Source organism: Azospirillum agricola (genome assembly GCF_020005195.1).
GTDB classification, from domain to species: domain Bacteria; phylum Pseudomonadota; class Alphaproteobacteria; order Azospirillales; family Azospirillaceae; genus Azospirillum; species Azospirillum agricola.
The window spans coordinates 87,465-104,584 of record NZ_JAIFZR010000003.1 but is presented as its reverse complement, the minus strand read 5'-3'; the positions used below and the strand labels follow the sequence as shown (position 1 = coordinate 104,584).

The window sequence follows — 17,120 nt, the reverse complement described above, 5'->3', positions numbered from 1 at the left end:
GGAGGCAGCAGGATAACCCTGGAGGGTGCGGACGGCAAAGGCCTAACCATCCCGCGTTTCCGCCGATCGCACCAGACGGTCAGGGCCGGAATGGGGCGATGGGCTCGGCCGGCAGCCCATGGGCCGCACGCAGGGCCGTTAGGATGCGGCGGCTTGCCAGACCATCACCGAAAGGATTCACCGCTGCCGGCTCAGTGCCACTCCTTCTGTCGAGCAACGCTTCGCAGGCAGCGACGATGGCGTCGGGATCGCTTCCCACCAGACGGGCGACGCCGGCCTCCACCGCCTCGCGGCGCTCGGTCTCGTCGCGCATGACCAGCACCGGCTTGCCGAAGGAAGGGGCCTCCTCCTGAACACCGCCGGAATCGGTCAGAACCACCGCGCAGCGATCCAGGAGATGGACGAAACTCCGATAATCGACCGGCTCGATCAGGTGGATCCGCTTCCACCCACCAAGCAGCGCTCGCACCGGACCGGACACGTTGGGATTCAGGTGGACCGGATAGACGATGTCGACGTCGTCACGCCGACCGAGCCGGGCCAGGGCTTCGCAAATCCGGCGGAAGCCCTCGCCGAAGCTTTCGCGGCGGTGTGCGGTGACCAGGACCATCGCCCGTCCCGCCTGACGCCCCGCATCAAGGAAGGTGAAGCGTTCCTCCAGCCCCTCACGCAGCCTCGTGTCGGCACGCAGCCGCTCGCGGGTTGCCAGCAGGGCATCCACCACCGTGTTGCCGGTGACCAGGATGGCGGAATCCGGCCGCCCTTCGGCCAGCAGATTGCGACGGGCGCTTTCGGTCGGGGCGAACAGCCGGTCGGCGACGAGGTCGATGAAGCAGCGGTTCATCTCCTCCGGCCAAGGAGCCTGGAGGTTTCCGGTGCGCAGCCCGGCCTCGACATGGGCGACGGGAATGCGGGCGTAGAAACCCGCCAGCCCCGCCGCCATCGCGGTGGTGGTGTCGCCGTGGACCAGGATGCGGTCGGGCCGGTCACGCTCCAGCACCAGTTCCAGCCCGCGCAATGTGCCCGCCGTGATGTCGGTCAGGGTTTGGCCCGGCTTCATCAGGTCGAGGTCGAGATCCGGGCGGATCCCGAACAGCTCGAACACCCCGTCCACCATGGTCCGGTGCTGCCCGGTGACGCACAGGCTGGTCCGGATGTCCGGATCGGCGCGCAACCGTTCGATCAGCGGAGCCATCTTGATGGCCTCCGGCCGCGTGCCGACGACGACCAGGATCTTTGTCATCGCGGTCAGCTCCCGGCCCGGCGGTTCAGCCAACGGACCCCGGTGATCGTCTTCTTGTACTGTTCCTTGTTGGCGTCGGCCTGGCCCCGCGCCTGCCCCAGGTCGGGGTCGAAGCCGTGGCGGCCCAGCACCTCCGCCCGGCGGCGGGAATAGAGGTTGTCTTCGAACTTGCCGTGATAGTGTCCGTTGACGAAGCAACGGTTCATCGCATCGGTGTCGAAGAAGCGGATGCCGTAGCCGCCGTGTGCCGACAGGCGCTTGGTCACACAATAGAGCGCGATCTGGTCGAGGAACCAGAAGACCGAACGGCGCATGTTCGCCCCGATGAAGTCGGCCAGCGTGTCGACATAGGCCTGACCGGCGGTGTTGGGTGCGACCAGGATCAGCGCGGCACCGATGCGATGGCCGAGCAACACCAAGCCCTGCTGCTCCTCCGGCAGCTTGTCGAGGATCACGCCGTAGGTGCCGGGTTCCTCGACCACCTCGTCCAGCCCGCCGATGAAGAGCGTGTCGGAATCCGTGGCGCAGATCACCGCCTCTGGATAGAGCCGGCGAAGCTGGGCCAGCCGCAGGAAGCGGATGTTGCAGTAATAGAAGGCGCGGTCGACCGTCGGATCGTAGCCCAGCGCCTCGAAGTCCACCCGTTCGGTGGAGAGCGCCACGCCGGGGTGGATCGCCCGTACCCGCTCGATCAGCGCGTGGGTCCGGTCGGTCGGGTTGATGACGTGGAAATGGACGGTCAGCGCCGGGTCGTGCTCAATCGCGCTCAGCGCCTGGGCGATCGAGAATTTCTCCAGATAGCCGGCGTCGGAGCTGATGAACAGCACGCGGCCACGCACCGGGGGGGCGTACTGCTCGACGACCATCTCGGGAAGACCGAGATGGGGGTAGCAGGAGCGCGCCGGCAATTCCAAAGTGGCGAGCGTCAGCATGCCCTGAATCTCGGGGGCTAACTTGCCCTGTTCCAGCAAGGCTTCCGCCAGGCATTGCTGGGCGGTCGGCGAGTCCTGATAGGACAGCCGGGCGTAATGCTCCACATGGCCCCAATCCTTCAGCACCATGTAGAGACGGGACAGATTGAGGGCGAGATACTCCTCCACCGACACCTCGCCCATACGGGCGTTGAAGAAGGTCGGCATGCGCATCAGGGCGAGCTTGATGACGTAGATCCAGACGCAGACGTCGACCTCGTCCTTCATGCCGTAGGACGCGAATTTCGCGGTGACGTAAGCCCAGTAGGTCAGGGGGCTGCTGCCTGGAAACGCCTCCGCCTCCAGAAAACGGGTCAGCGCCACCACGTCGGTCAGGTCGGGAGTCGCCTCATAGGCTTTCACCTGCATGCGGGAGGATTGCATCAGCAACCCTTGGCCCTCCGCCATCGAGCCGCGTCCGACCAGCAGCGCCCCCAGATGGAACAAGGCGTGCGGGTTTTCCGGATCGGCTCCCAGAAGCTGCCGGTAAATCGCTTCCGAATCGTCGGTGCTGGCCGCGCCGGCCGCGGCCTGGAGCCGGGAGCGCGTGTGGGGATCGGTCATGGCGTGTGCAGTGGGGCTGTTAGGGCGGAGGCGGCGCCACTCTCGGGCCAAGCCGGAGGGGAAATCAACCGCTTTGGCGGGACCGGCCTCCTCAATGGGTCAGGAGCGCCTCCAACGCCTCCACAACCCGGTCGACGTCCCCGTCGGTCATGGCCGGAAACAAGGGCAGGGACAGTGCCTGCCCATAGTAGGCGTCGGCCCCGGGAAGGGTCAGATCGGGGCAGCGGCGGCGCCAGTAGGGCTGGCGATGCACCGGGATGTAATGGACTTGGCTGCCGACGCCCCGCGCGCGCAGGGCCGCCATCACCGCGGCCCGGCCGACCCCGGCGGCGGCGAAATCGATCAGCGCGACGCACAGATGCCAAGCCGGATCGCACCAGGATACCCGGCCGAGCGGACGGACCAGCGGGGCCAGGGAGATCAGCCGGGTCGCGTAAAGATCCATCAGACGGCGGCGGCGCGCGACGAAGGCGTCGAGCCGCGTCAGCTGGCTCAGCGCCAGGGCCGACTGGATGTCGGTCAGCCGGTAGTTGAGCCCCGGCTCGGCCATCTCGTAGTACCAGGGATTGGCGGTGCCGTCGGTGGCGAGGCCGGCCTCATGGTCGCTGAAGCCCGCCGGATCTCGGGTCATGCCATGGTTGCGGAAGTGGCGCAGCCGGGTGGCGAGCGCCGGGTCGTTGGTGGTGACTGCCCCGCCTTCGCCTGCCGCGATGGTCTTGACCGGATGGAAGGAGAAGACGGCCATGGCCGAGCGGGCGCAGGCCCCGACCGGTGCGGTGATGCCTCCGGTCCGCACCAGCGCGCCCAGCGCGTGGCAGGCGTCCTCGACCACCGCCAGCCCCTCCGCTGCGGCCAAGGTGCCGAGCGCGTCCATGTCGGCGCATTGGCCGGCGAAATGGACCGGCGCCAGGACACGCGGCCGCCAGCCGGCGGCGCGGGCGCGGGCAACGGCCGCCATGGCCTGCTCCGCTCCCATCAGGCCGGTCTCGGGATCGATGTCGGCGAAGGCCACCTCGGCACCGGCGAGCCGGGCGGCGCTCGCGGTGGCGAGGAAGGTGTTGGCCGGCACCACGACCGCGTCGCCCGGCTCCAGTCCCAAGGCCAGATAGGCGAGGTGGAGGGCGGCCGTGCCGTTGGCGGAGGCGACCGCGTGGGCGGCGCCGGTGCGGGCGGCGAGCGCCGACTCGAACGCCTCGACCGCCGGTCCCTGGGTCAGGAAATCGCCGCGCAGGACGCCGACCACGGCGGCGATGTCGTCCTCGTCGACGCTCTGACGTCCATAGGGAAGGAAGGCGCCCGCGCTCATTGCCGGGCCGCTCACGCCGGCTCCGCCGCCAGCAGCCCGACCAGCTGGTCCGGCGTCAGCCAGTCGTCGTTGCCGTCGCTGGCGTAGCGGAAGCCGTCGGGCACCCGGGCGATGCCGTTGCGGACGTAGGTCTCGTGCTTCCAGAAGGCGAAGGCCGGCTCGATCACATAGCGGTCGGGCAACTCGACGGTCTGGCGCGAGTCGTCCTCGGTCACCATCACCTCGTGCAGCTTCTCGCCCGGCCGGATGCCGACGACATGGTGGGGCAGATGCGGGGCCAGGGTGCGGGCGACATCGACGATGCGCATACTGGGGATCTTCGGCACGAAGATCTCACCTCCCTGCATCAGCGCGATGCAGGAGACGACGAACTCGACCCCGTTCTGCAGGGTGATCCAGAAGCGGGTCATCCGGTCATCGGTGATCGGCAGGTGGCCGGCGCCTTCGGCGATCAGTTTGCGGAAGAAGGGAATGACGCTGCCGCGCGATCCCACCACGTTGCCGTAGCGCACCACGGAAAAGCGCGTTCCCACCGACCCCGACAGATTGTTTGCGGCGATGAAGATCTTATCGGACGCCAGCTTGGACGCGCCGTAGAGGTTGATCGGGTTGGCCGCCTTGTCCGTGGACAGCGCGATCACCGACTTCACGCCGCAGCGCAGCGCGGCCTGGACCACGTTCTCCGCGCCGTAGACGTTGGTGTGGATGCACTCCATCGGGTTGTATTCGGCCGCCGGGACATGCTTCAGCGCGGCGGCGTGAATGCAGACATCGACCCCGCGCATCGCCATTTCCAGCCGGTTGCGGTCACGAACGTCGCCGATGAAGAACCGCAGGATCTGACTCCATTCGCTGCCCAGCGCCTGCTGCATCTCGTACTGCTTGAATTCGTCGCGGGAAAAGACGATGACGCGGCGTGGTTTGCCGTTGCGCAGCAGCGTTTGCACGAAGCGGCGGCCGAAGGACCCGGTCCCCCCGGTGACCAACACCGACCGGTTCTCGAGCTGCCCGAATCCGGTTCGCAGCAGTTCCCCGGAAGACAGGCCCGCAAAATCGCTTTGTGTCGTCGTCACGGCAAACCCAGCCTTTTCACACGATATCCTCTTGAGAGGCACGATAGGCGAGAACCTCTAGCAGTGCGTTAATTTTTTCTTGCCGCGCCTTCGTCTTCCGTCCCGCCGTTGCCTTCCCGTCAGGGGGCGGCCTAAAGTGCGCGTCCCACCGATCGCCGCGTCTCCCGATCCGGTCCTCCCGCGCGCAGAAGGTTCGCTCTCCCGTGATCGCCTCGCCCCACACCACCACGGCCAGCCGGTTTCCCGGCCCGCTCGCGCCCCTGACCGCCATCTGGGAACACCGCCGGCTCGTCCTGCGGCTTGCCCGCCGGGACCTGGAGGCGCGCTACCGAGGCTCGCTGCTCGGGCTGTTCTGGGCGGTGCTGACGCCGCTGCTGATGATGGCCGTCTACACCTTCGTCTTCAGCGTGGTCTTTCAGGCCCGTTGGGGAGCGTCCACCGGCGGCAAGGCCGAATTCGCGCTGCTGCTGCTGTCCGGCCTGATCCTGTTCACCATCTTTTCCGAATGCTTGGCGCGGGCGCCCGGCCTGATGCTGGAGAATGTCAGCTACATCAAGAAGGTGGTGTTTCCTCTGGAAATCCTGCCGGCGGTCGTGCTGTCCGTGGCGCTCGTCAACGCCACCATCGGCTTCGTGATCCTGGAGTTGTTCGCGCTGGTGCTGTTCGGCCTGCCGCCCCTGACCACATTGCTGTTTCCGTTGATCCTGCTGCCGCTGTGCCTGGTCACGCTGGGGGTGACGTGGTTTCTCGCCTCGCTGGGGGTGTTCCTGCGCGACATCCGCCAGATGATCGGGGTGCTGGTCACCATGCTGATGTTCCTCAGCCCGATCTTCTACCCGGTCTCCGCCATTCCCGAGGCCTACCGGCCGGTGATCCTGCTGAATCCGTTGACCTTGCTGCTGGAGCACACGCGCGACGCGCTGTTCTGGGGCAAGGCGCCAGAGCCGCTGGTCTGGCTGGCCTACACGGCCGCCGCCTATCTCGTTGCGTGGTTGGGTTTTGCTTGGTTTCAGCGGACCCGCAAGGCCTTCGCCGACGTGGTATAGAAGAAGTGTGGTAACGGTGGGTTTGGGAAGCCATTAAGATTGAGGCACGTTGCATTGCGACGTCTTCGTGGGGGCATGGGATCATGTTTTGGTTTCGACGGGAGGGGGCCAGTAAGGCACCGGTTGTTGAACCCCTCGCCCCATTCTCCTACAATCGATTCGACAGGCTCCAGGTTGCACCAAGCTCCAGAGTGGCCTGGACGGATCGGTGCCACAGACGTAGCGGGGGGCATACCCACAGGTCCGCTCTTCCCATGAACCGCGCGATGCGTGTCGGTAAGGGTGCTCATGGCCGAGGTCAACCGCTTGCCGTTGTGTTTAAGATCCCATTCTGCATAGATTCACATAAAATTGATGTATTCCATTGATCTATTGTGGTGGGACCTCGAAGGTTCCGCCATTGATCATGGCAAAGCTCATGCACGATAAGGATGCGCTGCGATGAAGGCTGTAATTTTGGCTGGTGGCCTGGGTACACGGCTTAGTGAAGAAACGGAATTTCGCCCGAAACCAATGGTCGAGATCGGGGATCGCCCGATTCTTTGGCATATCATGAAAATGTATTCAGCGCATGGCATTAATGATTTTATTATATGTCTTGGCTACAAAGGTTATCTGATTAAAGAATATTTTTCAAATTACTTCATTCATACGTCTGATATCACAATTGATTTTTCTCGTAATCGTACGTCCATTCATCGTAAAAATGCCGAGCCATGGTCTGTCACACTTGTGGATACCGGTGCCCATACGATGACGGGCGGTCGGCTCAAACGAATCCTGCCCTATTTGGAGGGTGAGGATGCGTTTTGCATGACCTACGGCGACGGCCTGAGCAACGTTGATATCTCTGCCAGCATCGCTTTTCACAAGGCTCATGGAAAGGCTGCAACCATGACGACGGTCTGCCCTCCCGGCCGCTATGGTTTGGTCGAGGTCGACGGGTCGCAGGTAACCTCTTTTCAGGAAAAGCCTGCAGGCGATGGAGCCCGGATCAACGGGGGGTTCTTCGTCCTGTCTCCTTTGGTCGGCCGTTACATCGACGGCGACGAGAGTGTGTGGGAGCAGGAGGCGATCCAGGCGCTGATCAATGAAGGTCACCTGACCGCTTGGAAGCATGAGGGCTTCTGGCAGTGCATGGACACGCTGCGCGACAAGCATCTGCTTGATAAGCTATGGATGAGCGGTAATCCGCCCTGGAAAGTTTGGTAGAGATCAAAAGGCATGGCGATCGACATGAGTTTCTGGCGTGACCGGCGGGTCTTCGTGACCGGTCACACCGGCTTCAAGGGGAGTTGGCTCGTGTTCTGGCTCGGTACGCTGGGGGCACGGGTTACCGGTTATGCCCTGGCTCCGCCGACCGATCCCAACCTGTTCGACATCGCCGGCGTCGCAACGGATACGGCGGGTCACATCCTTGCAGACGTGCGCGACGAAGCCCGTCTGCGCGATGCCTTGGCCGAGGCGAAACCCGAGGTGGTCTTTCACCTCGCCGCCCAGCCGCTGGTCCTGCTTTCCTATGAGGAGCCGGTCGACACGTACGCAACCAACGTCATGGGTACGGTTCACCTGCTGAATGCTGTGCGTGCCGTGGGCAGCGTTCGTGCCGTGGTCAACGTCACCAGCGACAAATGTTACGAGAACCGGGGCTGGATCTGGGGTTACCGTGAAAACGAGCCCATGGGTGGCCGTGACCCCTACAGCAACAGCAAAGGGTGCGCTGAGCTGGTTACGGCCGCTTTCCGTCAGTCCTTTCTCAAGGCGGAGAACGGTGTGGGGCTCGCCTCCGCCCGTGCCGGCAATGTGCTGGGAGGGGGCGACTGGGCCCGCGACCGTCTGGTTCCGGATCTGATCAGCCATTTCCTGGCTGGCCAACCCGGCATCGTCCGCAACCGCCATTCGATCCGACCCTGGCAGCATGTGCTTGATCCGCTGCACGGCTATCTGATGCTGGCCGAGGCGCTGTGGCGCGAACCGGCAGCTTACGCCGAGGGCTGGAACTTCGGTCCAGCCGAAAGCGAATCCCGCCCGGTCCATTGGGTCGCAGACCGGTTGACCGATCTGTGGGGTGATGGAGCCTCCTGGGGTGATGCCGCTTCCGCCGCTTGGCCCCACGCCCAGCCACACGAAGAGCGCACACTGGCCCTGGATTGCACCAAAGCGCGCCTCCAGATGGGCTGGGTGCCGCGGTGGGATGCCGGCACGGCGCTTGCCCGCACCGTTGCGTGGTATCGTGCCCATCAAGCCGGCGCGGACATCCGCCGCCTTATGCTGGCCCAGATCGAAGAGTTTTCCGCGGGTTCCGACACGCTGCCGACCGTTTCCGGGAATTGATCATGAACACCATCTCGTCTTCAGCCGATACGGCCATCCGCAAAGAGGAACTGCGGCGGCAAATCCTGGATCTCGTCACCGAATACGCCGCAGTCGCGCATGGCCAACAGCCGTTTGTGCCGGGGGCCTCGCCGGTGCCGGTGAGTGGTAAGGTTTATGGTGCGGAAGAGATGCGGATGCTCGTCGACTCCGGGCTCGACTTCTGGCTGACGACTGGCCGGTTTAACGACGCGTTTGAAGCACGTCTGGCGGAATTCCTGGGGGTCAAGCACGCGCTGACCGTCAACTCGGGATCCTCTGCCAATCTGCTGGCGTTGACCGCTTTGACCTCGCCCCTGCTGGGTGATCGTGCGCTGAAGCCCGGTGACGAGATCATCACATGCGCCACCGGCTTTCCCACCACCGTCAACCCAATTTTGCAGAACGGACTGGTCCCGGTCTTTCTCGATGTGGATATTCCAACCTACAACATGGACGTGAGTCGGCTGGAGGACGCTGTCACTTCGCGCACACGGGGCATCATGCTGGCCCATACGCTGGGCAACCCCTTCGATCTTGACGCCGTGATGCGGGTGGTGCGCAAGCACGGGCTGTTCCTCATCGAGGACGCCTGCGATGCCCTTGGAGCCCGCTACGACGGGCGACCCGTGGGAACCTTCGGTGACATCGGCACCCTCAGTTTCTACCCTGCCCACCACATCACCATGGGAGAGGGTGGAGCGGTCTTCACCAGCAACGGCAAGCTGAAGCGCGCTCTGGAATCCTTCCGGGACTGGGGCCGGGACTGTTGGTGCGCGCCCGGTCGTGACGATACCTGCAAGCAGCGTTTCTCTTGGCAATTGGGAGGCTTGCCGCATGGGTACGACCACAAATACATATATTCTCATATTGGATACAACTTGAAGATTACCGACATGCAGGCTGCGGTCGGGCTTGGTCAGATGGATCGGCTGGAGGACTTCATTAAGGCGCGTCAGCGCAACTTCGCTCTGCTCAAGGAAGGGCTGGCGGAACTCACCGATGTTTTGATCCTGCCTGAAGCGACTCCGAACAGCGAGCCTTCTTGGTTCGGCTTTCCAGTGACCATGATAGAGAGGGCACCCTTCACCCGCGACGAACTCACCCGGCATTTGACGCAGGCGCGGATCGGGACGCGGCAGCTGTTCGGAGGTAACTTGCTGCGCCAGCCCTACATGAAGGACCGGACGTACCGGGTGCATGGTGAGTTGACCAACAGCGATGTGGTCATGAACCGGACGCTCTGGATCGGGGTCTATCCCGGCCTTACCCCAGCGCACATCGAGTACATGGTAGAGACCTTCCGCAGCTTCGTCCAAAGAAGAGCCGCGGGTTGATTTTCGTGTTTGGCGTTCAGCCATGGCTGAGGGAGGAGATTGTTGCGACCAAAGTCGCGCAAGAACAGCATGTGACCATGTCAATATCCTTCAGGAACGCTTGAACATAGTCATGTGCAGGCGTTTATCAAGAAACACCAAGATATGAATGGATGATCAATTGTTTGAACTTCTTTTTGAAAGAGCGAACAAGAAAGCTCGTCGCAATCTGGTTATTCTCAGAGTTGGCGATACGGAAAGTCTGCATCGCTTCTGGAAGAAAGACATCAGTCTTGATGCCAGAAATTGGGATATGATGGTAAGTTACTATGGGAGCTCAGGTGAATATGTTGTTGATTTCGAGGATATAATTGTTCGGCAAATGTCTTACAAATATGATGCGGCGTATGAAGCGTATGAAAATCTCAAATTTTTGTGGAGATATGACAGAGTTTGGTTTCCAGACGATGATCTCAAATGTACATGGTCAGGAATCAACAGGCTTTTTGAAATCGCAGAAGAGTTCTCCCTTGATCTCTGCCAACCAGCACTGACGGAAGATTCGTTCATTGCTCATCCAATCACGGTGATTAAGCCAGGCTTGGTCCTCAGATTCTCGAACTTTGTTGAGGCTATGGCTCCAATGTTCTCAAGAAACGCGTTGGAGCGTTGTATGCACACGTTCCGTGGCAGTTTTACAGCCTGGGGATTGGATCTGATCTGGCCTCATCTTCTCGGGCTGCCTAGAGCGAAGATTGCCATTATCGACGAAACGCCCGTCACCCACACTAGAAAGCAGGGGACCGGTGCGATTTATCAGATTGCAAAAGATAAGGGCATCAGCCCTCCGGAAGAAGCCGAAATGAATTTTAGAAAATTTGGGGTAAGACCTTCTGCAATGCGAGTTTTTGGCGCCATTTTTTCGCAAAATTAGTAATTTAATCAATGTGGGGAATGCGATCAGAAATTTCAGTTGAGAATAGCTTCTATTTCTTCCTTCAAACCATTCAAGGAGGAGTATTTTGGCTGATAACCGAACTCGGCAGCACGAGTGTTCGTGGAATAGTAATGGGGTTTGGTGCCGGTGGCGTTGATAAGGGGTGAGGTTGGGCCAGCCGTGATTTCCCAGCGAAGCCCGAACCAACCTGCCATGGCTTGCAGCAGGGTGGACTTGTTCACGGGAGAGCGGGTGTAGCAATCCACTGGAACGTTGACAGGTGGAGCGGCAAGCAACGCCTCCACCAGTCCACGAAGATCCGATGGGTGGAGAAAGTCGCGGACCATGACATCATCGGATGCCTTGAGCACATTTCCGCTTCGGATAGCCCGGACGATGTCCGTGATGAAGAAACGAGCGTCGAGATCCTGGGTGCGGCTGAAATAGTTGAAGACGCGAATGTCGATGATGGGGCGCCCAGGGCGGGCGCGATGGCGGCTCTCGGCGTAGAGTTTGGAAACCGCGTAATATTCCTGGGCAGGAAGGTCGTTGATGGCGATCTGTGAACGGGTGCTACGGCCAGCTGGTTCCAAAAAGGTACTGCCGTAAACGGCGCCACTGCTCAAAAACAGGTAGCGGCATTGAGGATAACGGTTCTGATATTCCAGAGCTATGCTGTCGTAGTGGTGGGTTATATCTAGGATGGATGCTCCCATTTCAGCTGCGCGAGCTGGATCGCCCACTCCAACGAAGTTGATGATCGCATCATACTTGGTGTCTCCAGTTCCGAACTGATCAAAGGGAGCGGCCCGGAAACGCCCGGCCAGCCCCTTGCCTTTTGCCCAAGTGGCCACCGCATCCGGCCGCCGCGCGAACAGGTCCAAGAGGATGGTGGAATTTCCAGCCCATCCTAGGATCAGGTCGGAAGCGAGCTGGCTGGTTGCCCCAAGAATCGCAATGTGCATCACAAGGGAGCCCTCTTAGGATAGCGCACCGGATGGCCAGGGCGCCCAGCCAGAGGACATGCTTCGCTGTGCGTTGCTCGCTTTCCAGCTCATTGGGCCGTCAAACCCTCTGATTTCGGATGCATCCCAACGAGCATGTTGCCGCGCAACTCTTCCCGAGGAAGCAAAGGGGATAGATCCTCAAGAGGAGGAGAAACAAGGCGTCCGTCTGGAAGGGATGACAAGGACAGTTTCGGAGAGAACAACTGGGTTGGACACATGAAAATTTCACATATTACGGGACCAATCTCACCCTGTACCTTGGGAAGAACTTGGTCGAAATCCTCCCAAGACCGAATCTGGTAAGAGGGCATACCGAAAGCGGTCGCCAATGCTGAGAAGTCTGGACAAGAGACGCCATTGCTTCGGTCTACGGAGACTTGCCGTCCAGAAAAAAGATTGTTCTGGGTGTGTTTGATCATCAAGTATCCATCATTGTTGAAGATGAACAGCTTGATTGGCAGCTTATGGTGCACGATGGTTTGCAATTCTTGCAAATTCATCATCATGCCACCATCGCAGTTCAAGCACATAACCTCTCCGCGATTGCGGGCGAACGAAGCTCCGATGGCGCCCGGTAGGCCATACCCCATCTCGCCCAAACCGGTGGAGGTCATCAACCTTTGTCCAGGTTTGGTTTTGATAACCTGATGACCGGACAGGAGAGCGGTGCCCATATCGGTCACGATGACCTGATCCGGCTTGAAATGCTCAACCAGCTTTTCCATAAAACGGTAAGAGTTGATGTAGGGAGGTTCGTCAGCGTGCTCGGCCCCCACCCACGGATAGCAGGCACGATAGTTGTCGCATTGGGCTATCCAATCGCCATACGCAGTTTCCAGGCATTGCTCAGTTAGACCGCTCAAGAGAGCGCCGATGAAGCGGCCAGCATCGGCCACAATCGGCATGGATACGCGCTTCCCATGTTTGGTCGCCTCGGCTTCATCGATATCGACGACGATCAACTCGGCGGCACGGGCCAGCTCATCGAGCGCATAGCCGATCTGAGGAATGGCAAGACGGGTACCAATGCACAAGACAAGATCGGCATTCTGAAGCACAAAGTTGGCACAGCGCTGCCCGTAAACGCCGGCCCGGCCATAGACAAGCGGGTGATTAGAGGCAATCATGTCAATGCCAGCCCAGGATATCAAAGCTGGAATATTCAAAGCCGATAGCAAAGGTTCCAGAAGATCCGTTGCGCCAGCCAGACGGATGCCATGACCCAACCACAAAACGGGGCGCTTGGCTTGGCGAAGTTTATCCAACACTTGGGGTGCCAGTTGCTCCAGGCTCTCAGCAGGGGGCTTTGTGGCTTCCGCATCCGACTCGAAAGTCGGCAGAAGAGTTTGGTCGACCTGGGCCGCCTGTATATCCATGGGAATGTCGAGCCAGCACGGGCCGGGACGGCCCTCTTGGACAATGTGATAAGCCTTTTCCAACTCATACATCACCATGCCCGCCTCAAGAACGCGCTTGGCGTACTTGGTAACCTTCGCCACCATTTCGGTGCTGTCATAGCCTTGCACACCCCAGACACGCAGGGGATTATCAGTCCGGGTGAATCGGCTGTTTTCGTTACCGGAAATAACCAATCCAGGAAGAGAGTCCATCCAGGCACTTACGACCCCAGTTACACCGTTCGTCGATCCAGCACCTGTGGTCAGGATCGCCGCCGTGGGCGTGCCATGAATGCGATAATAAGTCTGCATCGCCATACATGCCGCCTGCTCATGATGCACACAGACTATTTGAGTAAATCCACGCCGATGAATGGCGTCGAAGATATGAACATTTCCAGCACCGACAATGCCAAATACATGACGGATCCCTTTGTTCTCAAGGAATTCGGCAATCAAGTCAGCGGCTTTGATCATCATGATGTCAACTTTCCATCCGTGATTTTTTGATCATTTTTAGAGCTGGAAACACAAGAATGTGATGGTACCGGATGCAGAGCCTATGAATCCCATTTCAGAGGGGTGAAAAGATTTTATTCCATAATATTCTGATTCCATTGAATGGTTCGGCGCAAGGCCATGTCAAGATCCGTGCTAATCTCCAACCCCAGGGTACGGCGAGCCAGGGTGATGGACGGAACAAAAGACGAGCGTGGCACTCCCTCCCCCAGGAGCCCGGAAGTGACTTTGGGGCGGTTTGGCAACAACCCGGCAATCTTGTGTGCCAGTTGGCTCAAGTCGACGGCCTCGTCACTGCCCAGGTTGTAGCTGCTGCCGACCTCTCCACGCGCCAGCATGGTCAGCAACCACCACGCCGCGTCGGCGCCATACATGTAGCTGCGCACCGTCTGGCCACCGCCATGGATACGGATCGGCCCGTTGTGCAGGGCATCGCGAAGGAAATTGTTGATGGCCCAGGGCCGATCCAGCCTCTGGTAGGGACCCACAAAGGCAAAGGGCCGCACGTTGACCACCGGCAGCCGATGCTGGCTGCGGTAGACGGAAGCGAGTTGCTCACCCATGCGCTTGGCTTCCGCATAGGTGGACGTGATCAAGCTGCTGTCCAGGCCGGTAAAGATACGCTCGTCCACAGGCCTGGCATCGACTGCCATAGGTCCATAGACCAGGCCAGAACTAATGTTTACAAAGCCCTTGAGGCCGGAAAGCCGAGTGGCGGCCTCCAGCACCATTTGCGTCCCTGTCACCGCACTGCGGATAAGACGCAACGGCTCGGACGCATGCTGCTGGTTATCGGGTGTGGCCGCCGCATGAAGGATGTGTGTCACCTCCGGCGGCAAATCGACCAGATTGGCTGTGTCCGCCTGCAACAGGGTGACATCGTTCCGATTCCCCAAGTGAGGCATGCGAGACCGGAACTGGTTGGCCGAGGTGGATAGCAGAATCATGCGAACGCCGAACCCGTGATCGTCGTTCAGGGTGGCGATCATCTCGGCAAGCCAAGTGCCCAGGAAACCGGTTCCACCGGTGACCAGGAGAACCTTTCCTTGCAATTTGTGCAGTGTGCCCGGTTTGGTAGATAACCGACGGCAATCTTCCCGAACAAGCTCACGAGGAAGCTGCATGCTTCACTCCAGATTTTTGCGCCAGATCAAAGGCGACTTCGATGATCAAATCTTCTTGTCCGGCAACAACCTTGCGTCGTCCAAGTTCGAAGAATACGTCGCGTGGATCCAGGCCGTATTCCTTGGAAATGCGCTGTACGTGCTTGATGAATCCTGAGAACACTCCAGCCATGCCACTGACGATGCTGACCGAAGAAATGGTCGGGACGGCCTCAACCAGGAAGCGCTCGGCCAGATCCCCGCAGTCCAAACATTTGTAAAGGTCGATGCCGGTTTCGATCCCTAGGCGCTCGAACACCGCAACAACCACTTCTAGCTGTGCATTGCCTGCACCTGCGCCGAAACCCCGTGCGCTGCCGTCGATGATGCTGGCCCCCGCCTGCACTGCAGCCACGGAATTGGCGACACCCATACCCAAGTTGTTATGGGCATGAAATCCTATGGGAATGTGGAGTGAACGCACCAGCGTCCCGACCTTATCGTCGACATCGTCGGGCAGGTAGGCGCCAGCGGAGTCCATGAGAACGATCGCTTCGGCTCCGTAGGAGATCATCTTGTGAGCCTCCTCCAGCAGGATGTCCTTGGAGGCCATATGGCTCATCATCAAAACGCCGTACACCTCGCGCCCCTGCTCGCGCACGTAGGCGATGTGACGTTGCGTGATGTCCGCTTCCGTGCAGTGGGAACCGATGCGAAAGATGTCTACGCCCAACGCAATGGCGGGCTTCAGATCGCGCTGGATGGTGGCGAAGCCCGGAATAACGTGGACGCTCAGTTTGGAATTGGACAATTCCGTCCGCGCCGCCTCCAGCATGGTGCGATCATCCAGAAGCGCTTCTCCCACCTGAAGCGACGAGGCGCCGATGCCGTTGCCATGGCCAACCTCGACAACGGGAATGCGGGCGGCTTCGGCAGCGCGGGCATAGGCAACGATCTGATCACGGTTCAGCCTATGCCGCACCGCGTGGTTGCCGTCGCGCAGGGTAGGATCGTTGATGACGACCTTAGGCATGCCCTCCTCCCATTACAACCATTGGCGACAGCATGCGCGCCTTGGCGTAGCCTTCTGCAGCGGCCAAGGCCGCGCAATTGATGATGTCCAGATTTCCCGCATATTCCGGTAGGTAATCGCCCAAACCGGAGACGCGTGCCGTCACTACGATGCGGCCGTTTTCCAACACAGGCTCCACCAACAGCCGGTAACCAGGGACATAGCTGCGGATGCGCTCCGCAATCTCAGCTACGGCGGCTTTGAGCGCATCCATCCGAGGTTCGGCTACCTTGGCGAACACAGTGGTCTGCATGTGGATGCAGGGGTCGGCCGGATTGAGGATGAGAATGGCCTTGGCGTGCCGGGCACCCGAAAAACACAACAATCCCTGCTGAGTAGTCTCGATGTACTCATCCAGGTTCAGGCGAGTGGCGGGGCCGGCGCTGCGCGAAGCAATGGACGAAACTGCTTCGATATACTCGACGTCTTTGTGGACTTGGCCGATCGCATAGGCAATAGGAGTGGAGACTTGGCCTCCGCAAGTGATCATATTTATTTTATGCTCGACCAAGCACTCATCAAGGTTGATGGCTGGCACACACATACGTCCGGTTTTGGATGGAGTCAAATCAACGACGATTTTTCCCAATTGCTCAAGGATGGGGGCATGCTCCTGATGACTCAGAGCCGACGTACAATCGAAGACGAGATCGCAACACAAAGGGTCTTCAATGATGGCCTCTATCCCTCGAGTGGATAGAGGTACACCAAGATTCATGGCCTTTTGTATTCCCGGAGAAGCAAAATTGCGTCCGGCAAAAAGAGAACACTCAAGAAAAGATGAGCGCCGTACCTTTATAAGGAGATCGGTCCCAATATTTCCGGTTCCGAGTATGGCAACTTTTAATTTTTTCTCCATCAGAGAGCCCTCTCCCACGATTATTCTAGAAATACTATATATTATAAATATATATCCAGAAATACACTTATGACAATTCTGCGAAATTCATCTTTTGGCTAAAACATAATACTGACATATGATGATTTTTGTCAACTGAACCATGCCATGATTGTTGGTCGAGCCAACTCCTAATGGCACGGGGCAAAGATATGCAAGACAATAAAATGGATTTTCCATTGAGGACCCGACGGAACGCGGGCCTGACGCCGCAAACTGGTCATTGTCTCCAGAAGCAAGACACTGTGAACCAGCTGGCTGGCCCTGTTTGCCTACCTCCACGTCCACGGCGACATACTACCGGAAATGCTGTATC

14 protein-coding genes are annotated in these 17,120 nt (G+C 59.7%); 5 read left to right on the top strand and 9 right to left on the bottom strand.

Annotated elements, in window-relative coordinates; all coding sequences use genetic code 11:
* Nucleotides 1–79: 79 nt before the first annotated feature.
* The 4 genes from wecB to pseB form a co-directional block, all read right to left on the bottom strand.
* The gene (gene wecB, locus JN22_RS08530) at nucleotides 80–1,243 is read right to left on the bottom strand and encodes a non-hydrolyzing UDP-N-acetylglucosamine 2-epimerase (protein ID WP_143268228.1); all 1,164 of its coding nucleotides are present in this window, start codon (nucleotides 1,241–1,243) and stop codon (nucleotides 80–82) included.
* 5 nt (nucleotides 1,244–1,248) lie between these two features.
* Nucleotides 1,249–2,778 (bottom strand): hypothetical protein, encoded by a 1,530-nt coding sequence (locus JN22_RS08525; protein WP_085553551.1) that lies wholly within the window; start codon nucleotides 2,776–2,778, stop codon nucleotides 1,249–1,251.
* Between the two features lie 91 nt (nucleotides 2,779–2,869).
* Complete coding sequence (pseC, locus tag JN22_RS08520) at nucleotides 2,870–4,099, bottom strand: UDP-4-amino-4,6-dideoxy-N-acetyl-beta-L-altrosamine transaminase (protein ID WP_317852920.1); 1,230 nt, start codon at nucleotides 4,097–4,099, stop codon at nucleotides 2,870–2,872.
* Nucleotides 4,096–5,109 carry a UDP-N-acetylglucosamine 4,6-dehydratase (inverting) gene (gene pseB, locus JN22_RS08515; RefSeq protein WP_317852921.1) on the bottom strand — a complete coding sequence of 338 codons (1,014 nt, stop codon included), beginning with the start codon at nucleotides 5,107–5,109 and terminating at the stop codon, nucleotides 4,096–4,098. The genes pseC and pseB overlap by 4 nt, the downstream gene beginning before the upstream one ends.
* Before the next feature lie 251 nt (nucleotides 5,110–5,360).
* On the opposite strand from pseB, the gene JN22_RS08510 reads away from it, so the two are divergent.
* The 5 genes from JN22_RS08510 to JN22_RS08490 all read left to right on the top strand — a co-directional run bounded on the left by JN22_RS08510 (nucleotide 5,361) and on the right by JN22_RS08490 (nucleotide 10,805).
* Complete coding sequence (locus JN22_RS08510; protein WP_223677634.1) at nucleotides 5,361–6,203, top strand: ABC transporter permease; 843 nt, start codon at nucleotides 5,361–5,363, stop codon at nucleotides 6,201–6,203.
* Nucleotides 6,204–6,644: 441 nt separating this feature from the next.
* Entirely contained in the window at nucleotides 6,645–7,415 is a 771-nt protein-coding gene (rfbF, locus tag JN22_RS08505; RefSeq protein ID WP_085553548.1) for a glucose-1-phosphate cytidylyltransferase, read from the top strand.
* 12 nt (nucleotides 7,416–7,427) lie between these two features.
* The gene (gene rfbG, locus JN22_RS08500; RefSeq protein ID WP_085553547.1) at nucleotides 7,428–8,537 is read left to right on the top strand and encodes a CDP-glucose 4,6-dehydratase; all 1,110 of its coding nucleotides are present in this window, start codon (nucleotides 7,428–7,430) and stop codon (nucleotides 8,535–8,537) included.
* Nucleotides 8,538–8,539: 2 nt separating this feature from the next.
* Entirely contained in the window at nucleotides 8,540–9,892 is a 1,353-nt protein-coding gene (rfbH, locus tag JN22_RS08495) for a lipopolysaccharide biosynthesis protein RfbH (RefSeq protein ID WP_085553546.1), read from the top strand.
* A gap of 148 nt (nucleotides 9,893–10,040) precedes the next feature.
* Entirely contained in the window at nucleotides 10,041–10,805 is a 765-nt protein-coding gene (locus JN22_RS08490) for a hypothetical protein (RefSeq protein WP_143268227.1), read from the top strand.
* A gap of 35 nt (nucleotides 10,806–10,840) precedes the next feature.
* On the opposite strand, the gene JN22_RS08485 is transcribed toward JN22_RS08490, so the two are convergent.
* The 5 genes from JN22_RS08485 to JN22_RS08465 all read right to left on the bottom strand — a co-directional run bounded on the left by JN22_RS08485 (nucleotide 10,841) and on the right by JN22_RS08465 (nucleotide 16,765).
* On the bottom strand, nucleotides 10,841–11,773 hold the full coding sequence (locus JN22_RS08485; protein ID WP_085553545.1) for an NAD-dependent epimerase/dehydratase family protein: 933 nt from the start codon (nucleotides 11,771–11,773) through the stop codon (nucleotides 10,841–10,843).
* A gap of 89 nt (nucleotides 11,774–11,862) precedes the next feature.
* On the bottom strand, nucleotides 11,863–13,692 hold the full coding sequence (locus JN22_RS08480) for a thiamine pyrophosphate-binding protein (RefSeq protein ID WP_085553544.1): 1,830 nt from the start codon (nucleotides 13,690–13,692) through the stop codon (nucleotides 11,863–11,865).
* A gap of 113 nt (nucleotides 13,693–13,805) precedes the next feature.
* A complete protein-coding gene (locus JN22_RS08475; RefSeq protein WP_085553543.1) occupies nucleotides 13,806–14,855 on the bottom strand; it encodes an NAD-dependent epimerase/dehydratase family protein in 1,050 nt (349 codons plus the stop codon).
* Nucleotides 14,839–15,867, bottom strand: a complete 1,029-nt coding sequence (gene dmpG, locus JN22_RS08470) for a 4-hydroxy-2-oxovalerate aldolase (RefSeq protein WP_085553542.1) — start codon at nucleotides 15,865–15,867, stop codon at nucleotides 14,839–14,841. The genes JN22_RS08475 and dmpG overlap by 17 nt, the downstream gene beginning before the upstream one ends.
* Entirely contained in the window at nucleotides 15,860–16,765 is a 906-nt protein-coding gene (locus JN22_RS08465; protein ID WP_085553541.1) for an acetaldehyde dehydrogenase (acetylating), read from the bottom strand. Before JN22_RS08465 ends, dmpG begins: the two co-directional genes overlap by 8 nt.
* Nucleotides 16,766–17,120: the final 355 nt, after the last annotated feature.

Coding starts and splice junctions, on each gene's coding strand:
- JN22_RS08465 (WP_085553541.1), bottom strand. CDS start 16,765: ATGGAGAAAAAATTAAAAGTTGCCATACTCGGAACCGGAAATATTGGG.
- JN22_RS08525 (WP_085553551.1), bottom strand. CDS start 2,778: ATGACCGATCCCCACACGCGCTCCCGGCTCCAGGCCGCGGCCGGCGCG.
- rfbG (WP_085553547.1), top strand. CDS start 7,428: ATGGCGATCGACATGAGTTTCTGGCGTGACCGGCGGGTCTTCGTGACC.
- rfbF (WP_085553548.1), top strand. CDS start 6,645: ATGAAGGCTGTAATTTTGGCTGGTGGCCTGGGTACACGGCTTAGTGAA.
- dmpG (WP_085553542.1), bottom strand. CDS start 15,867: ATGCCTAAGGTCGTCATCAACGATCCTACCCTGCGCGACGGCAACCAC.
- JN22_RS08485 (WP_085553545.1), bottom strand. CDS start 11,773: ATGCACATTGCGATTCTTGGGGCAACCAGCCAGCTCGCTTCCGACCTG.
- JN22_RS08480 (WP_085553544.1), bottom strand. CDS start 13,692: ATGATGATCAAAGCCGCTGACTTGATTGCCGAATTCCTTGAGAACAAA.
- rfbH (WP_085553546.1), top strand. CDS start 8,540: ATGAACACCATCTCGTCTTCAGCCGATACGGCCATCCGCAAAGAGGAA.
- JN22_RS08475 (WP_085553543.1), bottom strand. CDS start 14,855: ATGCAGCTTCCTCGTGAGCTTGTTCGGGAAGATTGCCGTCGGTTATCT.
- wecB (WP_143268228.1), bottom strand. CDS start 1,243: ATGACAAAGATCCTGGTCGTCGTCGGCACGCGGCCGGAGGCCATCAAG.
- JN22_RS08490 (WP_143268227.1), top strand. CDS start 10,041: ATGGATGATCAATTGTTTGAACTTCTTTTTGAAAGAGCGAACAAGAAA.